Source organism: Gordonia sp. OPL2, from assembly GCF_003797825.1.
Lineage (GTDB): Bacteria > Actinomycetota > Actinomycetes > Mycobacteriales > Mycobacteriaceae > Gordonia.
The window spans coordinates 87,592-103,577 of the sequence record NZ_RKME01000008.1 but is presented as its reverse complement, the minus strand read 5'-3'; the positions used below and the strand labels follow the sequence as shown (position 1 = coordinate 103,577).

Sequence of the window (15,986 nt, the reverse complement as noted above, 5' to 3'; positions counted from 1 at the left end):
GCGCTGCGGCAGAAGAGGTGCGACCGAGCAGCTCAGCGGGCGAACGCGTCCGCGACGGCGGCCTCGGTCAGTCCGTAGTCGGCGAGGCTGTACCGGTGTTGCGGCTTGCGGTCTCCCGACTTGCTGTCATCGTCGAGTGCCACCATGGCGGCGCGAGCGTCGTCGGACACCTCGGCACCGAGCGCCTCATACACCCGCTCCACGGTCCCGAACGGATCGCTCCGCAGATCTCCGAAGTCGACGTCGACGAACTGAGCCGGGTCGTATTTCGTCCGTGCCGACTCGAACTCGCGCAGTCCGCGTGACCAGAGCTCCAGCTGCGCCGCCCCGATGGTCTCGCCGACGAAGGTCGTCGACCATCCCGGTGTCGCGTTCTCGGCGAGGCTGCACATCGACGCGATGATCGTCTCCGGCGGCCGATGTGTCTGGATCACCAACGCATCCGGATAGGCCTCCATCAACGCGTCGAGGGCGAACATGTGACTCGGGTTCTTGAGGACCCAACGCTTCTCCGGATCGTTGAGTCCGATCATCTGCAGGTTCCGTCGATGCCGTCGATACGTCGGCGTCCAATCCTGCCCGGCCAGCCACCGCGAGTAGGTGGGCAGAAAGGCCAGCGACTCGTACGAGATCGACATGACGTTCTGCCGCAACAACTGCCAGCATTCCTCGACCTCGGCGGCATCCATGTAGTGCAGACCCATGAACTCCGGATTGTCGACGTGGTGCTTCTCGAGTCCGGCATTGATCTGCTCGAACACGGGATTCGACGCCCACGTCTCGCGTGGAGGCCGCGGTTGGGGGAACTCCGCCAGCCACATCTCGAGACCCTGATGGGACGGGTCGGCGGTGAGCAGACGGTGCAGCGCGGTCGTCCCGGTACGCGGCAGCCCCGTCACGAAGATCGGTCGCGTGATCGGCACGTCGGCGTAGTCGGGATTGTTTTTCCACGACGCCTCCGACAGCAGGCGGGCGATCAGCGCGCCCTTGAGGAAGAACCGGAACATCTTGCTGCCCAATTCGGTGAGGTCGGCGTCGCGCGCATACGACTCCAACAGCACCTCGAGCGCCTCGATGTAGTCGCCACGGTCACCGAAGTCGTCGAGACCCGTTGCGCGGGTAGCCGCCTCGTGCAGATCGTCGACCGTGCCCACGTTGGTACGCGGCCCGCTCGCTGTCGGACTAGTCATGGTACTCACCGCAATTCACGTCCAGCGTGTGGCCGGTGATCGCACTGGCCATCGGCGAGGCCAGGAACACCACGGCCTCCGCGATCTCGTCGGGCTCCGGCAGCCGCTTGAGATCCGACTTGCTCGCCGTCTGTTCATAGACCTGCTCGGGGGTGATCCCGTATTTCTTCGCCACCTCACCGAAGTACCACTTGAGCTGGTCGTCCCAGATGTAGCCGGGCGCCACCGTGTTGAGACGGATCCCCTTGTCGCCCAGCTCGGTGGCCAGGGTCTGCGACATCGCCAGCATCGCGGACTTCGCGAGTTTGTAACTGCCATAGCGCGGCTCGGAATGCCGGATCACCATCGAGTTGATGTTGACGATGGCACCCTTCGTGGTCGCGAGGGACTCGGTGAAGGCCTTGATCACACGCAGGGTGCCCAGCACGGTGAGATCCAGGCTGGCGGCGATGTGGTCGAAATCGGTGCGGGCCAACGGTTTCATCGACGGCAGCGCGAAGGCATTGTTGACGACGACGTCGACTCGGCCGAACTGATCGGTGGTCGCGGCGACGAGTCCGTCGACTGCGGTGTCGTCGGTGATGTCGGTCGGCACCACGAACGAGGTCCCGCCGGCCAGATCGATCTCCGCGGCCACCTCCTTCAGTCGCGACTCCGTCCGGGCCGCGAGCACGACCTTCGCCCCCGCCGCCGCGGCCCGCAGACAGATCGACCGGCCCAGTCCCGGCCCCACACCGGAGACCACCACCACCTTGTCGGCGAGCAGGCCACCCGTCGCGGCGTCCCCACTGCTGTCGGCCGTCATCCCAGCATCCTCTCGGCGAAGGCGCGCTGCCGCGCGGCGATACGGTCGGCCCACCCTGCCGGGCCGATGGTGTTGTGTGCGAAGTACGGCAGGTGGGCCTCGACGTCGTCGATGTCGATCACCTGGGCACTCGGTCCGCCCTCCGGCGGAATCGGATGGTCGACACGCTGCCATCGGAACTGCATGATCCCGGTGACGCGGCCGGTGGTCTCGATCCAGTTGGCGACCCCGGGATCTCGCCGCGACACCACCATCCGGATCATCCCGTCCGGATCGACCTGCGCCTGAGCGGAGTTCAGACTCGTCTGGTGATTGACGTAGTCCAGCGAGATGTACCACATGCTGCCGAGTTGGAAGCCCTGATAGGGAGCGTCCGACCGCGGCACCGTGATCACCATGGCCTCGTTGTCGGCCAGCCGGAAGTGTCCGACCGACGAGTACTGTGTGGCCAGACCGCCCGGCGTCAGTCGTGGGGCGGTGAAGGTGTTGACCGGCTCGTCGAGATAGAACCACTTGGGGAAGTTGAACCAGGTGTTGATCCGGGAGGTCAGCATCTTGCCGGCGGTCGCGTAGCGGCGGGTCACCCGCGCCAGATCCGGCTCCTGCGGCGGTGTCCCGACGGTGTCGACACGCTCGATCGAGATCGTGCCCTTGGTCTGGGTCCAGTCGGCGTAGACCTCGCGGACGGCCAGCATCGACGCGTTGTCGGGCAGGACGAAATAGTCGTCCCGCTTGGCATCCATCGGCGGGCCGAAGGTGATGGCGAAGTCGCCGTCGGCATCGATGGGGATGCGGCGGTCATCGAACGCCTCGTCTCCGCCCGGTACCGCGTCCGGGGTGTAATCGCCACTGAGCACCTGAAAGCTCAGATCCGCCGTGGTACCCCGATGTCCACGAACCAGATACGTACCACCGGGCTCCACATCGGCGTGGTAGTAGAGGGTGTCGGGGTTGTCCAACCCCATCTTCGTCGTCGGTCCGGTCGACGTGATGAAGTTGGGGTGGCTCTTCTGCCGAGACCGCACGAGTTGGACGATGGCGGCGATGCTGCCGGCCAAGTAGTCGTAGCCCTCTGCGAGATCCTGCTGGCTCTCGACGAATTCCGCTGACGCGATGAGCTTCTCGGATTCCGCGATCGCCTCGGTCAGCGGTCGGGTGACGTCCACGGGTCGTTCGACGGCGGTTCCGGTCGTCGTCTGCGCCTCGGTGCTCATAGCCAGGTATCGCCTCCGGTCCAGGTGAGGAAGTTCTCCAGTTCGGCCTGTGCGGGAGTCACCCGCGGGTGTTCGGTGGACAGATAGCCGCCGCGGTAGAACAGCAACGGCTTGTCCTGCAAGACTTCCCCCAACGTGAGCGCCCGACCGATGACGATGTGATGATCGCCGCCGTCGGTGACCTGGTCCACGTCGCATTCCACCCAGGTGAGCGCGTGCCGGATGACGGGCAGTCCGGCCGGAGACGGATCCCAGGTGACGTTGCGGAACTTGTCGTCGCCCGGCGCGCCGAACGCCGCACTGACGTCCTGCTGCCGGTTCGAGAGGACGTTGACGCAGAACTTGCCGGCCGCCTCGATCACCGGCCAGCTGCGCGAGGTCTTCTTGGGGCAGAACAACACCAGCGGCGGATCGAGCGACAGGGCGGCGAAGGACTGACACGCGAAGCCGACCGGCGCGCCGCCCGGATCGATGGTGGTGATCACGGTGACGCCCGTGCAGAATTGGCCCATCGCCGTGCGGAACTGCCGCGAGTCGAACTCCGCGGAGCCGTAGGGAGTGCGCGTCATGTCGGGGCTCGACATGTCAGCGGAACCCGACGGTGAAGTCGTGGCCCCACAGGCTGACCGCGGTGCTCTCCCGCGCGATCCACTGTTCATCGTCGACTGTTCTTCCCTCACAGCCGAACTCGATGTCGAACCCGCCTGGCGTCTTCATGTAGAAGGACAGCATCAGATCGTTCACGTGGCGGCCCAGCGTCGCCGACATCTTGACCTTCTTGCGCAGCGCCCGGTCGAGCGCGAGTCCGACGTCGTCGGAATTCTCGACCTCGACCATCAGGTGGACGATGCCGGTGCTGTTCGGGATCGGCAGAAATGCCAGCGAGTGGTGTCGTGGATTGCACCCGAGGAAGCGCAGCCACGGTGCCTCGTCGTCCTCTTCCCGACCGACCGCCTGCGGCGGGAGCCGCATCGAATCGCGCAGCGAGAACCCGAGGACGTCGCGGTAGAACGCCAACGCAGCCTTGTCGTCGTCGCAGGTGAGGACGACATGCCCGAGTCCCTGTTCCTCGGTGACGAATCGGTGCCCGTACGGGCTGACGACGCGCCGGTGTTCCAGTGCGACACCGTGGAAGGCCTCGATGGTGTTGCCGGCCGGGTCGTCGAAGACGACCATCTCCACCACCCGTCGGTCGGCGAGTTCTTCTTCCTTCCCCTCTCGGAAGATGACACCCGCCGCCGCCAGCCGATCACGGACGTCCTGCAGCGCTTCGGCATTCGGGCACTCCCAGCCAGAACTCTGCAGGCGGTCGTGTTCCCCCGGCACGATGACCAGCCGCGCGGGGAAGTCGTCCATCCGCAGATAGAGCGCCCCCTCCGTGAGGCCCTTCCCCTCGATCATGCCGAGCACCTTGAGTCCGTACTCGCGCCACGCCTCGACGTCGGTGGCCTCGATCCGCATGTAGCCGAGAGACCTGATCGGACTGTCACTCATGTGTTGACCCCTCTGTGTTGCGCCCCCGTGCGGAGCGCGCGTGCCCGGATCGCTCCCCGTGGAGCAGGTCCGCCTCGGATTGCTCCCTGAGGAGCGAGCCTGCGAGCGTCACGAAGGGGCGATCCGTCGTGACACACGCTCGTTCCTCGCCTGCTCCTCAGGGACCGAACGTTCGACGATGACATGAGAACTCAGACCATGGTGTCGCCAATGGGAATCCCGAACTCACCGTTGCCGAAGGCGACGTAGGCGCGCTCCGGATCGTTGGCGGCGTGGACGCGACCGGCGTGAGCGTCACGCCAGAAGCGCTGGATGGGCGTGCCGTTCTCGAGTGCGTGGGCACCCGAGTTCTCGAACAGCAGGTCGATGGCAGCGATCGCACGCCCGGTGGCGCGCACCTGATCCCGGCGAGCGGCCAGACGTAGTTCCATCGGGATCTCCTCGCCGGCGAGGATGAGGTCGTACTCGGCCTGCAGATTGCCCGAGAGCTGCCGCCATGCCGCGTCGATGTCGCTGGCGGCCTCGGCGATCCGCACCTTGGCAAAGGGATCCTCCTTGGCCTTCTCGCCTGCGTAGGCCGCGCGCACACGCTTGCCCTGATGTTCGACGTGAGCGTGGTAGGCGCCGTAGGCCATTCCGACGATGGGCGACGCGATGGTGCTGGGATGGATGGTGCCCCAGGGCATCTTGTAGACCGGCGCGGTGTTGCGTTCGAGCCCGGGGCTCTCGCCCATGCTCATCGTGCGCATGCTGAGCATGCGGTGACGCGGAACGAAGACGTCCTTCACCTCGATCGTGTTGGACCCCGTGCCCCGTAGACCGACGACGTTCCAGACATCCTTGATCGTGTAGTCGCTGCGCGGGATGAGGAAGCTCACGAAGTCGACGGGCTTGCCGTTCTTGATCACCGGACCACCGACGAAGACCCAGTCCGCGGTCTCGCAGCCCGACGACCACGCCCATGAGCCGTTCACCTTGTACCCGCCGTCGACGACCTCACCCATTCCCATGGGGGCGTAGGACGACGAGATCCGGACGTTGGTGTCGGCCCCCCACACGTCCTCCTGCGCCTGCTGGTCGAACAGCGCCAGGTGCCAGTTGTGGATGCCGATGATGCCCGACACCCAGCCGGTGGACCCGCACGCCGATGCGATCCGGCGGACCGCCTCGTAGAAGGTGACGGGGTCGACCTGGTAGCCACCCCACTGTTCGGGCTGCATCAGCTTGAAGAAGCCGGCACCCTCCAGGCTGGAGATCGTCTCGTCCGGGATTCGACGCAGGTCCTCGGTCTGCTGAGCCCGTTGCTCCAGTTCCGGGAGCAGGGCGCTGATCTTCTCCAGGACCTGCTCGGCCGCTTCGCTCCGCCCGTGACCGGACCCGCTGGCTGCGCTCCCGGCGCCGAATTGTGCTGGCATGTCGCCCGCTCCTACTCGTTGCTCGACGACCCTCCGGTCGCCCCTGGTTCTCGTCTGTTCATGAGATTAGAACACGTTCTCATTTATGTCGAGCACTGGGCCTTTGTGCCCATTTCCTGGCCCGATCACGACCCGGGGCCGAGATCGGCTCCCCATTTTTGTAACATGTTCTAGTATTGGATCGAGGCGATTCGCACCGAACGAGCGAGTCACGCGCCAGAGGACAGGAGTGAGGGATGTCAGCGACACCCGAGACGATGACCGGCCAGGCAGCCCCTGGCGGCGACGACGTCGACGTACGCGAGATCGACACCGGGGCACCCCCGACGCGTTTCGCGCGCGGATGGCACTGCCTCGGACTGGCCGAGGAGTTCAGGGACGGCAAGCCCCACTCGGTGCACATCTTCGGCACCAAGCTGGTGGTGTGGGCCGACCAGAAGGGTGAGGTGAACGTCCTCGACGCGTACTGCCGTCACATGGGTGGGGATCTGTCCCAGGGCGTCGTGAAGGGCGACAACGTGGCCTGCCCGTTCCACGGGTGGATGTGGAAGGGCAGCGGACGGTGCGCAGGTGTGCCGTACGCCAAGCGCAACCCCAAGCTCGCCAAGACCCGGGCGTGGCCGACGATGATCCGCAACGGGCAGGTGTTCGTCTACAACGATCCGGAGGGCAACCCACCGCCGGACGAGTGCATCATCCCCGAACTCGACGAGGTCGACTCCGACGAGTGGACCAACTGGACGTGGAATCGCATCGTCATCGAGGGCTCGAACTGCCGCGAGATCATCGACAACGTCGTCGACATGGCGCACTTCTACTATGTGCACTTCGCCCTGCCCGACTACTTCAAGAACGTCTTCGAGGGAGAGATCGCCGCGCAGTACATGAACTCGCACGGTCGGCCCGACGTCACCCTCGGAACCAATTACGGGGACAGCCGTCTCGAGTCGATCGCGGCGTACTACGGCCCGTCCTACATGCTGAACCCGATGGTCCAGTACTACGGCGGGTACGCGGTCGAGACGATCCTGACCAACTGCCACTACCCGATCGATTCCAACTCGTTCGTGCTGATGTACGGCGTGATGGCCAAGGTGCCCGACGGACTCACCGCCGAGCAGGCCGACAAGATGGCGAAGAAGATCACTGCGGGCGTCGAGGTCGGCTTCCTGCAGGACGTCGAGATCTGGAAGAACAAGACGCGGATCGACAATCCCTTGCTCGTCGAGGAGGACGGCCCCGTCTATCAGCTCCGACGCTGGTACGACCAGTTCTATGTCGACAAGGCCGACGTCGACGACGAGATGACCCAGCGTTTCGAGTACGAGATCGACACCTCCAAGGCACTCGAGAGCTGGGGAATCGAGATCGAGGAGAACCTAAGGCGCCAGCAGGAGGAGGCGTCCGCGGCCGAGAGTTCCCCGGAGACCGCCGAGTCGTCGGAGAAGGCGGAGGTCTGATCTCATGACGCGGGCGGTCGAACGCGACGGGATCACCGGCGGGGAATGGGCCAAGGCTCCCGACTTCCACGGTGACCCCGATCGGCTCGCTGCGGTCAGCGCGGCGACCGCACGCGACCGCGCCCACTACCTGCGTGGCGGGATGAGCGAGATCGAATGCCGATCGTGCCACGCGTGCGTGCTGGTGAAGAAGACCAGCTCGTTCCACACCAGCGTGCAGTGGACGACCGACGCGCGCGAGCGGTGCAACGAACTCGAGCCGGCCGACGACTCCGGCAAGGCGCTGCTCCCCGGAGCGATGATGCCGACCTGTCCGCGATTGTCGGCGAGTATCGATCACGGCGTGGCCGAGGGAATCATCCCGGCGGAGTCACCGGACTCCGACCCGGACGGTTACTGGTGAACACGTCCCGTTCACCACTTCGGTAACATCTTCACCACTCTCAAGCAAAGGTTGAGACAAGCGGAGAACGGTCCGTCACCCTGGTGGGCATGGTCAGTCTCCGGCGCCGCGCGGTCGGCGTTCTCTGCACCGCGTGCGTGGCCGCGGGCGTCTCGTTCACTGCGACCGGACCCGTGTTCGCCGACACCGGGTCGTCCGGGTCGTCGGGTTCGGTCGAGATCTACCTACCCGTCCCCAGCCCGGCGGGAATGCAAGCCCTGACGGCGGCGATGACGCAGGTCGGCCGGCCATACCAATGGGGCGGGACCGGCCCCTGGGCATGGGACTGCTCGGGGCTGATCCAGTGGGCCTTCTCGACCGCGGGTATCCGGCTGCCCCGCACGAGCCAGCAACAGGCGAAGGTCGGGCATGCGATCCCGCTGTCGGCGCTGGCGCCCGGCGACATCATCGTCTTCTACCGGGACGCGAGCCACGTCGGCATCTACGCCGGTTTCGGTCAGGTGTTCAATGCGTATGGCCCGAACGGTGTGCCGATCGGGTTCACCCCACTGAACCATTGGTCACACATCAAGACGATCCGGCGGTTCGGCTGACGGCACGGGCAGGCCGCGTACGCCCAGACGCATGACCATCGCGATGACCGAACCGATCAGCACGACAGCCGCGACGACCAGCGCCCCGATCAGTCCGTAGCCGGGCATCAGGATCGTCGACGGCGCGTCGAGCGCCCCGAGCACGTTGTCGTCGAACAGGTGCTCGTCGGGCGCGGTCAACACGATCGCGGTCCACACCGTCACCGCCGCCGAGCCGACGGCCACCGCAACGGTGGCCGGCCAGAAGACCGGCTGCCGCCACCACCCGACGACGGCCGCGAGCACGATGACAACCGCGAGCACGATCACGACGAGGGCCGGCCGCTGCGTGTGGTTCTCCAGGAACGCCACATCCTCGGGGCCGGCGCCGGGCACCGAGACACGGCCCACGCCACTGACTTTCGGCCGGACACCCTGATCGGACACTCCCCATGGGGCGAGGCCGAACGCGACGAGCAGCAGGCCCCCGATGAACGAGGCGGGCCACAGGATGCGCCGGACCGGGTCGATGCGAGATGTCGGGCCCACCCGGTCGGCGGGAGCGGTCGGGTTCCTCACCCCTCCAGGGTGCCATGGGGCCAGAAGGGCTCCCGGCCACAGAGTCCGACGAGCCGATCCAGGAGAGGTGCGTCGTCGGGCACCTCCACGACCGGACCGAACATGCCCTCGCGTTCGCTCTGCGGTTGGGGCGGGTGATGGAGATCGAAGACCGGCGCCAGCACACTGTCGTCGGCCCCGTAGTCGACGCCGATGGCGCGTGCGACATCCCAGCCGTGCAACACCAGTTCACTCAATGCGATGGTCCCCATGATCTCGGCCGGCGCGTCGACGCCACCGGCCTGCGTCATGCCCTCCCAGGCCCCCGGGCTGTGCCAGCTCTGCACGAGGTCACGCAGGTTGATCGTGAGCTGCTCGTGCCAGTCGCCGGGCAGTTCGGATGCACTCGGGTCCGGCGGAGTGGAGGTCAGCGGGCCGAACTCCTTGCGGCCCGCCGCCGCGAAAGCAGTACACAGACCCACGACGTGGCCGAGCAGCGCGGCCAGATCCATGTCGGCGCATGGGGTCGGCCGTTCGAGGGACTCGTCGGGGACCTTGGCGGCGAGCCTCACCATCTCCTCGGCGGCGGCCTGCATCTGGGCTGTGTACATGGCGGTTCCTGTCGTCGGCGGTGGTCGTCAACAGGTGTGACCGGGTTCGTCGTCGGAACTCATCGACGACGAACTGATGACGAACAGACGAATCGGCGACACGGGCGATGAGTTTTGCGCACGCTGGATGTCAGCCGCTATGAATCGACACCCTCTCGAAAGGATCCGTCATGTCCGACTACTCCGCGCCTCTCGGGGCGCCGATCTGGTTCGACCTCATGAGCAGCGACACGGGCAAGGCCGCGGAGTTCTACAACGCGATCTTCGGCTGGGAGGTGGAGGGTCCGCCCCAGGAGGAGTTCGGTGGCTATCAGAACTTCACCAAGAACGGGAAACGCGTCGCGGGACTGAGTCCGTACTGGGAGGAGGCGGGTGGCCCGCCCAACATCTGGTCGGTGTACCTGCACACCGCCGACGCCGACGCGACCATGAAGGCGGCCGAGGCCGCCGGCGGATCGACGATGGTGCCGCCGATGCCGATCGGCGACATGGGGTCGATGATGGTGGTGACCGATACGGCCGGCGCGGTCATCGGTTTCTGGCAGCCCGGCAGCCACGTCGGGTTCACCGAATGGGGCGATCACGGCACCCCGTACTGGTTCGAGTGCCAGAGCAAGGACTACAAGAAGTCCATCGAGTTCTACACCGACGTCATCGGCGCGCGGATCGAGGAGGTCGGTACCGGAGGCGATCCGGATGCCGTCGGACCGGACTTCTACGGGCAGATCTTCGTCGGCGAGAGCTCGTACTCCGGGATCATGGATGCGGTCAAGGTCTTTCCGCCCGAGGTCCCGTCGTTCTGGCAGGTGTACATCACCGTCGACGACGTCGCGGCCACGGTGAAGCAGTCCGAGTCGCTCGGCGCCGAGATCGTGATGGCCGGCGAGGTGACGCCCTACGGCACGCTCGCGGCCATCAAGGATCCCAACGGTGCGCTGATCTGCCTGGGGCATCCGCCGGCCGGGATGTAGACAGCGGGACGCATGAAAGTCACCGCAGCCATGGGTCGAGTGGATAGTCCACCTGTCCGAGCCCTGCGGTGACTTTCATGCGAAAACCGGTCGCGTCGAGATGAGGTGCTTGTCAGACGCCGGCGTTGGCGTCCTGCTTCTTGCGCAGTTCCAGCGCGATGTCGATGAGCTGATCTTCTTGACCGCCGACCAACTTCCGATTGCCGGCCTCGATGAGGATCTCGGCGGCCGAGACGTTGTAACGCTCGGCGTGGCCCTCGGCGTGCTTGAGGAATGAGCTGTAGCAGCCCGCGTAGCCCATCATCATCGCCGACCGGTCGACCAGGCACTCGGACGGCATGGCGGGGCGCACGACATCCTGTGCGGCGTCGGCGATCTTCATGAAGTCGACACCGGTGGTGATGCCGAGCTTGTCGCAGACCCCGACGAACGCCTCGGTGGGCGTGTTACCGGCGCCGGCACCGAAGCGACGGATGGAGCCGTCGATCTGCTGCGCTCCGGCACGAATCGCGTTGATGGAGTTGGCCACCGCGATGTCGAGGTTCTCGTGTCCGTGGAAACCGATCTGCGCGTCGTCGCCCAGTTCGGCGCGCAGCGCCTGCACCCGATAGGTCACGTCCTCCAGGACGAGGGCCCCCGCGGAGTCCACCACATACACACACTGACACCCGGCGTCGGCCATGATGCGGGCCTGTTCGGCCAACTTCTCCGGTGGCTGGGAATGGCTCATCATGAGGAACCCGACGGTTTCCAGCCCCAGATCACGGGCAAGACCGAAATGCTGAATGGAGACGTCGGCCTCGGTGCAGTGCGTGGCGATCCGGCAGATCTGTCCACCGTTGTCCTGCGCGGCACGGATGTCGTCCTTGGTGCCGAGCCCGGGGAGCATCAGGAACGCGATCTTGGCCTGCTTCGCCGTCTCCGCCGCGGCCTTGATCAGTTGCTGCTCCGGGGTTTTGGAGAAGCCGTAGTTGAACGACGATCCGCCCAGCCCGTCACCGTGGGTCACCTCGATCACCGGCACACCCGACGCATCGAGCGCGCCGACGATGTCGCGCACCTCCTGCTCGGTGAACTGGTGCCGCTTGTGATGACTGCCGTCGCGCAACGAGGAGTCGGTGATACGGATGTCGAGGGTGTCGGAGTACTTGCGGGCGTTGGCCATCAGATCCGGGGTGGCGGTTGTCATGCCGATGCTCCCAACTTGGTCTTCGCGATTTCTTCGCCCACCTTGGTGGCGGCGGCGGTCATGATGTCGAGGTTGCCCGAGTACGGCGGCAAGAAGTCGCCGGCACCCTCCACCTCGACGAAGATCGAGACGCGGGCGTGGCCGCCGTTGATCGCCGAGGGCGGGTCGAACTGCGGATCCTGCAGCAGCCGATAACCCGGCACGTACGACTGGATCTCTTTCTCGCGCTTGTGGATCGACTCCGCGATGGCATCCGTGTCGGCATCCTCGGGAATCGCGCAGAAGATGGTGTCGCGCATGATCATCGGCGGGTCGGCCGGATTCAGGATGATGATCGCCTTGCCGCGCACGGCACCGCCGATGGTCTCGATACCCTTCGACGTGGTCTTGGTGAACTCGTCGATGTTGGCACGGGTCCCCGGCCCTGCCGACACCGACGCCACCGATGCGACGATCTCGGCGTAGGGCACCGGCACCACCGAGGACACCGCGTGCACCATCGGGATGGTGGCCTGTCCACCGCAGGTGATCATGTTGGTGTTCGGTGCGTCGAGGTGCTCACGCAGGTTGGCCGGCGGGACCACTGCGGGCCCGACGGCCGCGGGAGTGAGATCGACAGCGGTGATCCCGGCTGCCTCGTACTTCGGTGCGTACTCACGATGCACATAGGCCGAGGTCGCCTCGAAGATCAGGTCCGGTTTGTCGGACGAACCGAGCAACTCGTCCGCGCCACCGCTCATCGTGATGAGCCCGTGGTCGGCGGCACGCTTCATGCCCTCCGAGTCGGCGTCGATGCCGACCATCCAGCGGGGTTCGATGACCTCGGATCGTTGCAGCTTGTACATCAGGTCGGTGCCGATGTTGCCCGACCCGATGATCGCTGCGGTCAGCTTGGCTGCCATGTAACAACTCCTCTCGTTGGTTACGTCCGGCTCCTGAGGAGGCCCGGAGCTTGCGGAGGGCCGTCACGAAGGACCGCCCCTGCGCATCCCTTCGTGACGCTCGCACGCTCGCTCCTCAGGGACCGAAAATCTGCTAGTCGAAGTCGAGAGTGACCGAACCGAGGCCTGCGAACTCGGCCACGAAATGGTCTCCGGAGCTGATGTCGATGGCGCGGGTCGCCGTGCCCGGCAGGATCACGTCACCCTTGCGCAGACGTACCCCGAAACCCTCGACCTTGCGCGCCAGCCACGACACCGCATTCAGTGGATGACCCAGCACCGCCGACGAGTTGCCCTTCGCGACGATCTCCCCATTACGGTGCAACACCGCGTCGATGTCCCCGGTGTCGATCTCGCTGATCGGGACACGCTGTTCCCCCAGAATCCACCCGCACGACGACGCGTTGTCGGCGATCGTGTCGCACAGCGTGATCTTCCAGTCGGTGATGCGCGAATCGATCAGCTCGATCGACGGCACGACCCATTCCACCGCGTCGATGACATCGTCGTTGGTGCAGCCCGCACCCGGCAGGTCCTTGCCGAGGATGAACCCCACCTCGACCTCCACCCGCGGGAAGCACAGGCTCGACCGATCGATGGGCGTCCCCTCGAAGTACTGCATCTCGTCGAGAAGATGGCCGTAATCGGGCTCGTCGACATTCATCATCTTCTGCATGGCCTCGGAAGCCAGCCCCACCTTGTGCCCGGCCACCGTCGCCCCGGCCTCGAGACGCTTGCGGATGTTGATCAGCTGGATCTCGTAGGCATCGACGACGTCGAGGCCCGGGTGCGCATCCGTCGGCCGGTCGATCGCCACCGCGGTCTGCTCCGCGTTCCACAGATCAGCCGCGATCTGCTCGCGAATTGCCTGATCGACCGCCATTTTCTCCCCAATCCCATCGAGTGAACGTGTTCTAGTTTAGAACATGTTGCAGTTCGGCAACATGCCCGATCGACGACACGGTGTCATTCACGCGTGCGAACCGCCGTCGACGCGTATCTCGGTCCCGGTGATGAAGGCCGCGTCCTCACTCGCCAGCATCGCGACGACGCCGGCGACTGTCTCGGGTCCGGCGAATCCCTGGCCGAGGAGTGGGGCGGGGAACAGCGAGAAGTCCGCATCGTCGGGTAGGCCCGGCCCCACGCTCTGCCGGCTGACCCCGGAGCCGTCGGTCATGCCCGAGGCGATCGAGCCCGGCTGCACGGCGGTGAACCGGACACCCGCCCTGCCGTACTCCGCAGCCAGCGCGTGGGTCATCGCCTGGATGCCGCCCTTGCTCGCGGCGTACGCACTCATGTACGGGTGTGCGAACGCCGCAGACGTCGAGCTGAAATTGACGACGGCGGGTGCCCTACCCAGCAGCAGTGCCGGGATGGACTCCCGGATCATCAGAAACGTGCCCGTGAGGTTGACCCGGATGACGGTCTCGAAGTCCGCCAGCGAGGTCTCGTGGGCGTGCGCCGACCGGAGAATGCCGGCCGCGTTCACCAGCACGTCCAACCCGCCGAGGGCATCCACCGCCCACGCCACGGCGGCGCGTACCGACGCCTCGTCGCCGACGTCGACGACGACTGTCCGCAACGATGTCGACGCACCGGCCTTCTCGGCGGTGTCGGCCAGGCCGGCCTCGCTGACGTCGGCACCGACCACCGTCGCCCCTTCGGCGAGCAGACGTAGCACGGTGGCCTGCCCGATACCCGAACCCGCTCCGCTGACCAGGGCGCGTCGCCCCGCAAATCGTTGCATCTCGACAGCTCCTCATCTTCTGATCGACCTGAGCATCTCATCACCGGATGCCGGACGCCGGCGCTTCACCAACCACTGAGCGGGAGTTCCGAGATCGCGGTCCGCTGACCGGGAGACGCCACATCCGCCGACACCCGTCGACGACGACCATCGATCCCGTCACACCACAGCCCGCAACAGTTGGAGGTCTCGATGTCGGTTCACCCCGCGAATGGTCGGACTCATTCGGGAACAGAAGAATTCAGGACGATCGAGGCCGCCGCCGCCCCGACGCGATTCGCGCGCGGATGGCATTGTCTCGGCCTCCTGTCATCGTTCCGGGACGGAAAGCCACATCAGGTGAAGGCGTTCGGTACGACCCTGGTGGTCTTCCGTGCCGAGAGCACCGGTCGCCTGCACGTCTTGGACGCCTACTGCCGGCACATGGGCGGCAACCTCGCCCTCGGCACGGTCAAGGGCGACTCGATCGCCTGCCCGTTCCACGATTGGAGGTGGGGTGGCAACGGACGATGCACCGACATCCCGTACGCCAAACGTGTTCCACCGCTCGCGAAGACACGTTCCTGGCCGACATTGGAACGAAATGGACAACTGTTCGTGTGGCATGATCCGCAGGGCAGCAGACCCACCGACGACGTCACCATCCCGGAGATCGACGGATACGGGTCGTCGGAGTGGACGGACTGGACCTGGAACTCGCTGCTCGTCGAGGGCTCGCATTGTCGGGAGATCGTCGACAACGTCGTCGACATGGCGCACTTCTTCTATGTGCACTACGCCTTCCCGCGCTACTTCAAGAACGTCTTCGAGGGCCACGTCGCCACCCAGTACATGCGCTCGACACCTCGCCACGACATCGAGGTCGGCACCAACTACGACGACCCGAACTCGACACTGCGTTCCGACGCATCGTATTTCGGTCCGTCGTACATGATCGACCGCCTGTGGAGCGAGGCGCAGGGCATGACCATCGAAACCGTCCTGATCAACTGCCACTACCCGGTATCGGCGAACTCCTTCGTCCTGCAGTACGGCGCGATGGTCAAGAAGCCGGCAGGTATGTCGGACGAGGCGGCCGAGGCGATGGCGGCGCAGTTCGCCGCCGGCGTCGAGGTCGGGTTCGAACAGGACATCGAGATCTGGAAGAACAAGGCGCCCATCGACAATCCTCTCCTCTCCGAGGAGGACGGGCCCGTCTATCAGCTGCGTCGCTGGTACGAGCAGTTCTACGTCGACGTCGATGACGTCACCGAGGAGATGACGAACCGCTTCGAGTTCGAGATCGACACCGAACGCGCCGTGCAGAGCTGGGAGGCCGAGGTCGCCGAGAACATCGCCGGCGGCAGGACATTGCAGACCAGCTGAGGCCTGCGCCACGTGGCGCGGCCCACCTCACGCCTGAGCAACCGAACAGAA

The 15,986-nt window shown here is 65.6% G+C and carries 17 protein-coding genes; 5 read left to right on the top strand and 12 right to left on the bottom strand.

The window, feature by feature from the left end; all coding sequences use genetic code 11:
- Positions 1 to 32: 32 nt before the first annotated feature.
- The 6 genes from EEB19_RS10825 to hsaA form a co-directional block, all read right to left on the bottom strand.
- Positions 33 to 1,190 carry a sulfotransferase gene (locus tag EEB19_RS10825; protein WP_187586024.1) on the bottom strand — a complete coding sequence of 386 codons (1,158 nt, stop codon included), beginning with the start codon at positions 1,188 to 1,190 and terminating at the stop codon, positions 33 to 35.
- Entirely contained in the window at positions 1,183 to 1,995 is an 813-nt protein-coding gene (locus EEB19_RS10820) for an SDR family oxidoreductase (RefSeq protein WP_187586021.1), read from the bottom strand. Before EEB19_RS10820 ends, EEB19_RS10825 begins: the two co-directional genes overlap by 8 nt.
- Positions 1,992 to 3,209 carry a hypothetical protein gene (locus tag EEB19_RS10815; RefSeq protein ID WP_187586019.1) on the bottom strand — a complete coding sequence of 406 codons (1,218 nt, stop codon included), beginning with the start codon at positions 3,207 to 3,209 and terminating at the stop codon, positions 1,992 to 1,994. The genes EEB19_RS10820 and EEB19_RS10815 overlap by 4 nt, the downstream gene beginning before the upstream one ends.
- Positions 3,206 to 3,778, bottom strand: a complete 573-nt coding sequence (gene hsaB, locus EEB19_RS10810; RefSeq protein ID WP_187586018.1) for a 3-hydroxy-9,10-secoandrosta-1,3,5(10)-triene-9,17-dione monooxygenase reductase subunit — start codon at positions 3,776 to 3,778, stop codon at positions 3,206 to 3,208. The genes EEB19_RS10815 and hsaB overlap by 4 nt, the downstream gene beginning before the upstream one ends.
- Before the next feature lie 16 nt (positions 3,779 to 3,794).
- Positions 3,795 to 4,703 carry an iron-dependent extradiol dioxygenase HsaC gene (hsaC, locus tag EEB19_RS10805; protein WP_187586016.1) on the bottom strand — a complete coding sequence of 303 codons (909 nt, stop codon included), beginning with the start codon at positions 4,701 to 4,703 and terminating at the stop codon, positions 3,795 to 3,797.
- Positions 4,704 to 4,894: 191 nt separating this feature from the next.
- Positions 4,895 to 6,118, bottom strand: coding sequence for a 3-hydroxy-9,10-secoandrosta-1,3,5(10)-triene-9,17-dione monooxygenase oxygenase subunit (gene hsaA, locus EEB19_RS10800; RefSeq protein WP_262365569.1), 1,224 nt, complete (start codon positions 6,116 to 6,118; stop codon positions 4,895 to 4,897).
- A gap of 236 nt (positions 6,119 to 6,354) precedes the next feature.
- Between hsaA and EEB19_RS10795 the strand changes: the two genes are divergently transcribed.
- The 3 genes from EEB19_RS10795 (at position 6,355) to EEB19_RS10785 (ending at position 8,574) form a co-directional block, all read left to right on the top strand.
- Complete coding sequence (locus EEB19_RS10795; RefSeq protein WP_187586014.1) at positions 6,355 to 7,578, top strand: Rieske 2Fe-2S domain-containing protein; 1,224 nt, start codon at positions 6,355 to 6,357, stop codon at positions 7,576 to 7,578.
- A gap of 4 nt (positions 7,579 to 7,582) precedes the next feature.
- Positions 7,583 to 7,981 carry a hypothetical protein gene (locus tag EEB19_RS10790; RefSeq protein WP_187586012.1) on the top strand — a complete coding sequence of 133 codons (399 nt, stop codon included), beginning with the start codon at positions 7,583 to 7,585 and terminating at the stop codon, positions 7,979 to 7,981.
- 89 nt (positions 7,982 to 8,070) lie between these two features.
- On the top strand, positions 8,071 to 8,574 hold the full coding sequence (locus EEB19_RS10785; RefSeq protein ID WP_187586010.1) for an NlpC/P60 family protein: 504 nt from the start codon (positions 8,071 to 8,073) through the stop codon (positions 8,572 to 8,574).
- Here EEB19_RS10785 and EEB19_RS10780 read toward each other — a convergent pair.
- Together EEB19_RS10780 and EEB19_RS10775 are read right to left on the bottom strand one after the other, a co-directional pair.
- Entirely contained in the window at positions 8,542 to 9,132 is a 591-nt protein-coding gene (locus tag EEB19_RS10780) for a hypothetical protein (protein WP_187586008.1), read from the bottom strand. The genes EEB19_RS10785 and EEB19_RS10780 overlap by 33 nt on opposite strands.
- Entirely contained in the window at positions 9,129 to 9,722 is a 594-nt protein-coding gene (locus EEB19_RS10775) for a TIGR03086 family metal-binding protein (protein WP_187586007.1), read from the bottom strand. Before EEB19_RS10775 ends, EEB19_RS10780 begins: the two co-directional genes overlap by 4 nt.
- 170 nt (positions 9,723 to 9,892) lie before the next feature.
- On the opposite strand from EEB19_RS10775, the gene EEB19_RS10770 reads away from it, so the two are divergent.
- Positions 9,893 to 10,693: a VOC family protein gene (locus EEB19_RS10770; RefSeq protein ID WP_187586005.1), complete on the top strand. Its 801-nt coding sequence runs from the start codon at positions 9,893 to 9,895 to the stop codon at positions 10,691 to 10,693.
- Positions 10,694 to 10,805: 112 nt separating this feature from the next.
- On the opposite strand, the gene dmpG is transcribed toward EEB19_RS10770, so the two are convergent.
- The 4 genes from dmpG to EEB19_RS10750 form a co-directional block, all read right to left on the bottom strand.
- Positions 10,806 to 11,882, bottom strand: a complete 1,077-nt coding sequence (dmpG, locus tag EEB19_RS10765; RefSeq protein WP_187586003.1) for a 4-hydroxy-2-oxovalerate aldolase — start codon at positions 11,880 to 11,882, stop codon at positions 10,806 to 10,808.
- The gene (locus EEB19_RS10760; protein WP_187586001.1) at positions 11,879 to 12,784 is read right to left on the bottom strand and encodes an acetaldehyde dehydrogenase (acetylating); all 906 of its coding nucleotides are present in this window, start codon (positions 12,782 to 12,784) and stop codon (positions 11,879 to 11,881) included. Before EEB19_RS10760 ends, dmpG begins: the two co-directional genes overlap by 4 nt.
- A gap of 133 nt (positions 12,785 to 12,917) precedes the next feature.
- On the bottom strand, positions 12,918 to 13,706 hold the full coding sequence (locus tag EEB19_RS10755; RefSeq protein ID WP_187585999.1) for a 2-keto-4-pentenoate hydratase: 789 nt from the start codon (positions 13,704 to 13,706) through the stop codon (positions 12,918 to 12,920).
- An 87-nt stretch (positions 13,707 to 13,793) separates the two neighbouring features.
- Positions 13,794 to 14,570, bottom strand: a complete 777-nt coding sequence (locus tag EEB19_RS10750; RefSeq protein ID WP_187585997.1) for an SDR family NAD(P)-dependent oxidoreductase — start codon at positions 14,568 to 14,570, stop codon at positions 13,794 to 13,796.
- A 192-nt stretch (positions 14,571 to 14,762) separates the two neighbouring features.
- On the opposite strand from EEB19_RS10750, the gene EEB19_RS10745 reads away from it, so the two are divergent.
- On the top strand, positions 14,763 to 15,935 hold the full coding sequence (locus EEB19_RS10745) for a Rieske 2Fe-2S domain-containing protein (protein WP_187585996.1): 1,173 nt from the start codon (positions 14,763 to 14,765) through the stop codon (positions 15,933 to 15,935).
- Positions 15,936 to 15,986: the final 51 nt, after the last annotated feature.

What these genes read in the sequence shown, in the direction of transcription:
- EEB19_RS10825 (WP_187586024.1), bottom strand. Translation starts at nt 1,190, where the DNA reads ATGACTAGTCCGACAGCGAGCGGGCCGCGTACCAACGTGGGCACGGTC.
- EEB19_RS10820 (WP_187586021.1), bottom strand. Translation starts at nt 1,995, where the DNA reads ATGACGGCCGACAGCAGTGGGGACGCCGCGACGGGTGGCCTGCTCGCC.
- EEB19_RS10815 (WP_187586019.1), bottom strand. Translation starts at nt 3,209, where the DNA reads ATGAGCACCGAGGCGCAGACGACGACCGGAACCGCCGTCGAACGACCC.
- hsaB (WP_187586018.1), bottom strand. Translation starts at nt 3,778, where the DNA reads ATGACGCGCACTCCCTACGGCTCCGCGGAGTTCGACTCGCGGCAGTTC.
- hsaC (WP_187586016.1), bottom strand. Translation starts at nt 4,703, where the DNA reads ATGAGTGACAGTCCGATCAGGTCTCTCGGCTACATGCGGATCGAGGCC.
- hsaA (WP_262365569.1), bottom strand. Translation starts at nt 6,118, where the DNA reads ATGCCAGCACAATTCGGCGCCGGGAGCGCAGCCAGCGGGTCCGGTCAC.
- EEB19_RS10795 (WP_187586014.1), top strand. Translation starts at nt 6,355, where the DNA reads ATGTCAGCGACACCCGAGACGATGACCGGCCAGGCAGCCCCTGGCGGC.
- EEB19_RS10790 (WP_187586012.1), top strand. Translation starts at nt 7,583, where the DNA reads ATGACGCGGGCGGTCGAACGCGACGGGATCACCGGCGGGGAATGGGCC.
- EEB19_RS10785 (WP_187586010.1), top strand. Translation starts at nt 8,071, where the DNA reads ATGGTCAGTCTCCGGCGCCGCGCGGTCGGCGTTCTCTGCACCGCGTGC.
- EEB19_RS10775 (WP_187586007.1), bottom strand. Translation starts at nt 9,722, where the DNA reads ATGTACACAGCCCAGATGCAGGCCGCCGCCGAGGAGATGGTGAGGCTC.
- EEB19_RS10770 (WP_187586005.1), top strand. Translation starts at nt 9,893, where the DNA reads ATGTCCGACTACTCCGCGCCTCTCGGGGCGCCGATCTGGTTCGACCTC.
- dmpG (WP_187586003.1), bottom strand. Translation starts at nt 11,882, where the DNA reads ATGACAACCGCCACCCCGGATCTGATGGCCAACGCCCGCAAGTACTCC.
- EEB19_RS10760 (WP_187586001.1), bottom strand. Translation starts at nt 12,784, where the DNA reads ATGGCAGCCAAGCTGACCGCAGCGATCATCGGGTCGGGCAACATCGGC.
- EEB19_RS10755 (WP_187585999.1), bottom strand. Translation starts at nt 13,706, where the DNA reads ATGGCGGTCGATCAGGCAATTCGCGAGCAGATCGCGGCTGATCTGTGG.
- EEB19_RS10750 (WP_187585997.1), bottom strand. Translation starts at nt 14,570, where the DNA reads ATGCAACGATTTGCGGGGCGACGCGCCCTGGTCAGCGGAGCGGGTTCG.
- EEB19_RS10745 (WP_187585996.1), top strand. Translation starts at nt 14,763, where the DNA reads ATGTCGGTTCACCCCGCGAATGGTCGGACTCATTCGGGAACAGAAGAA.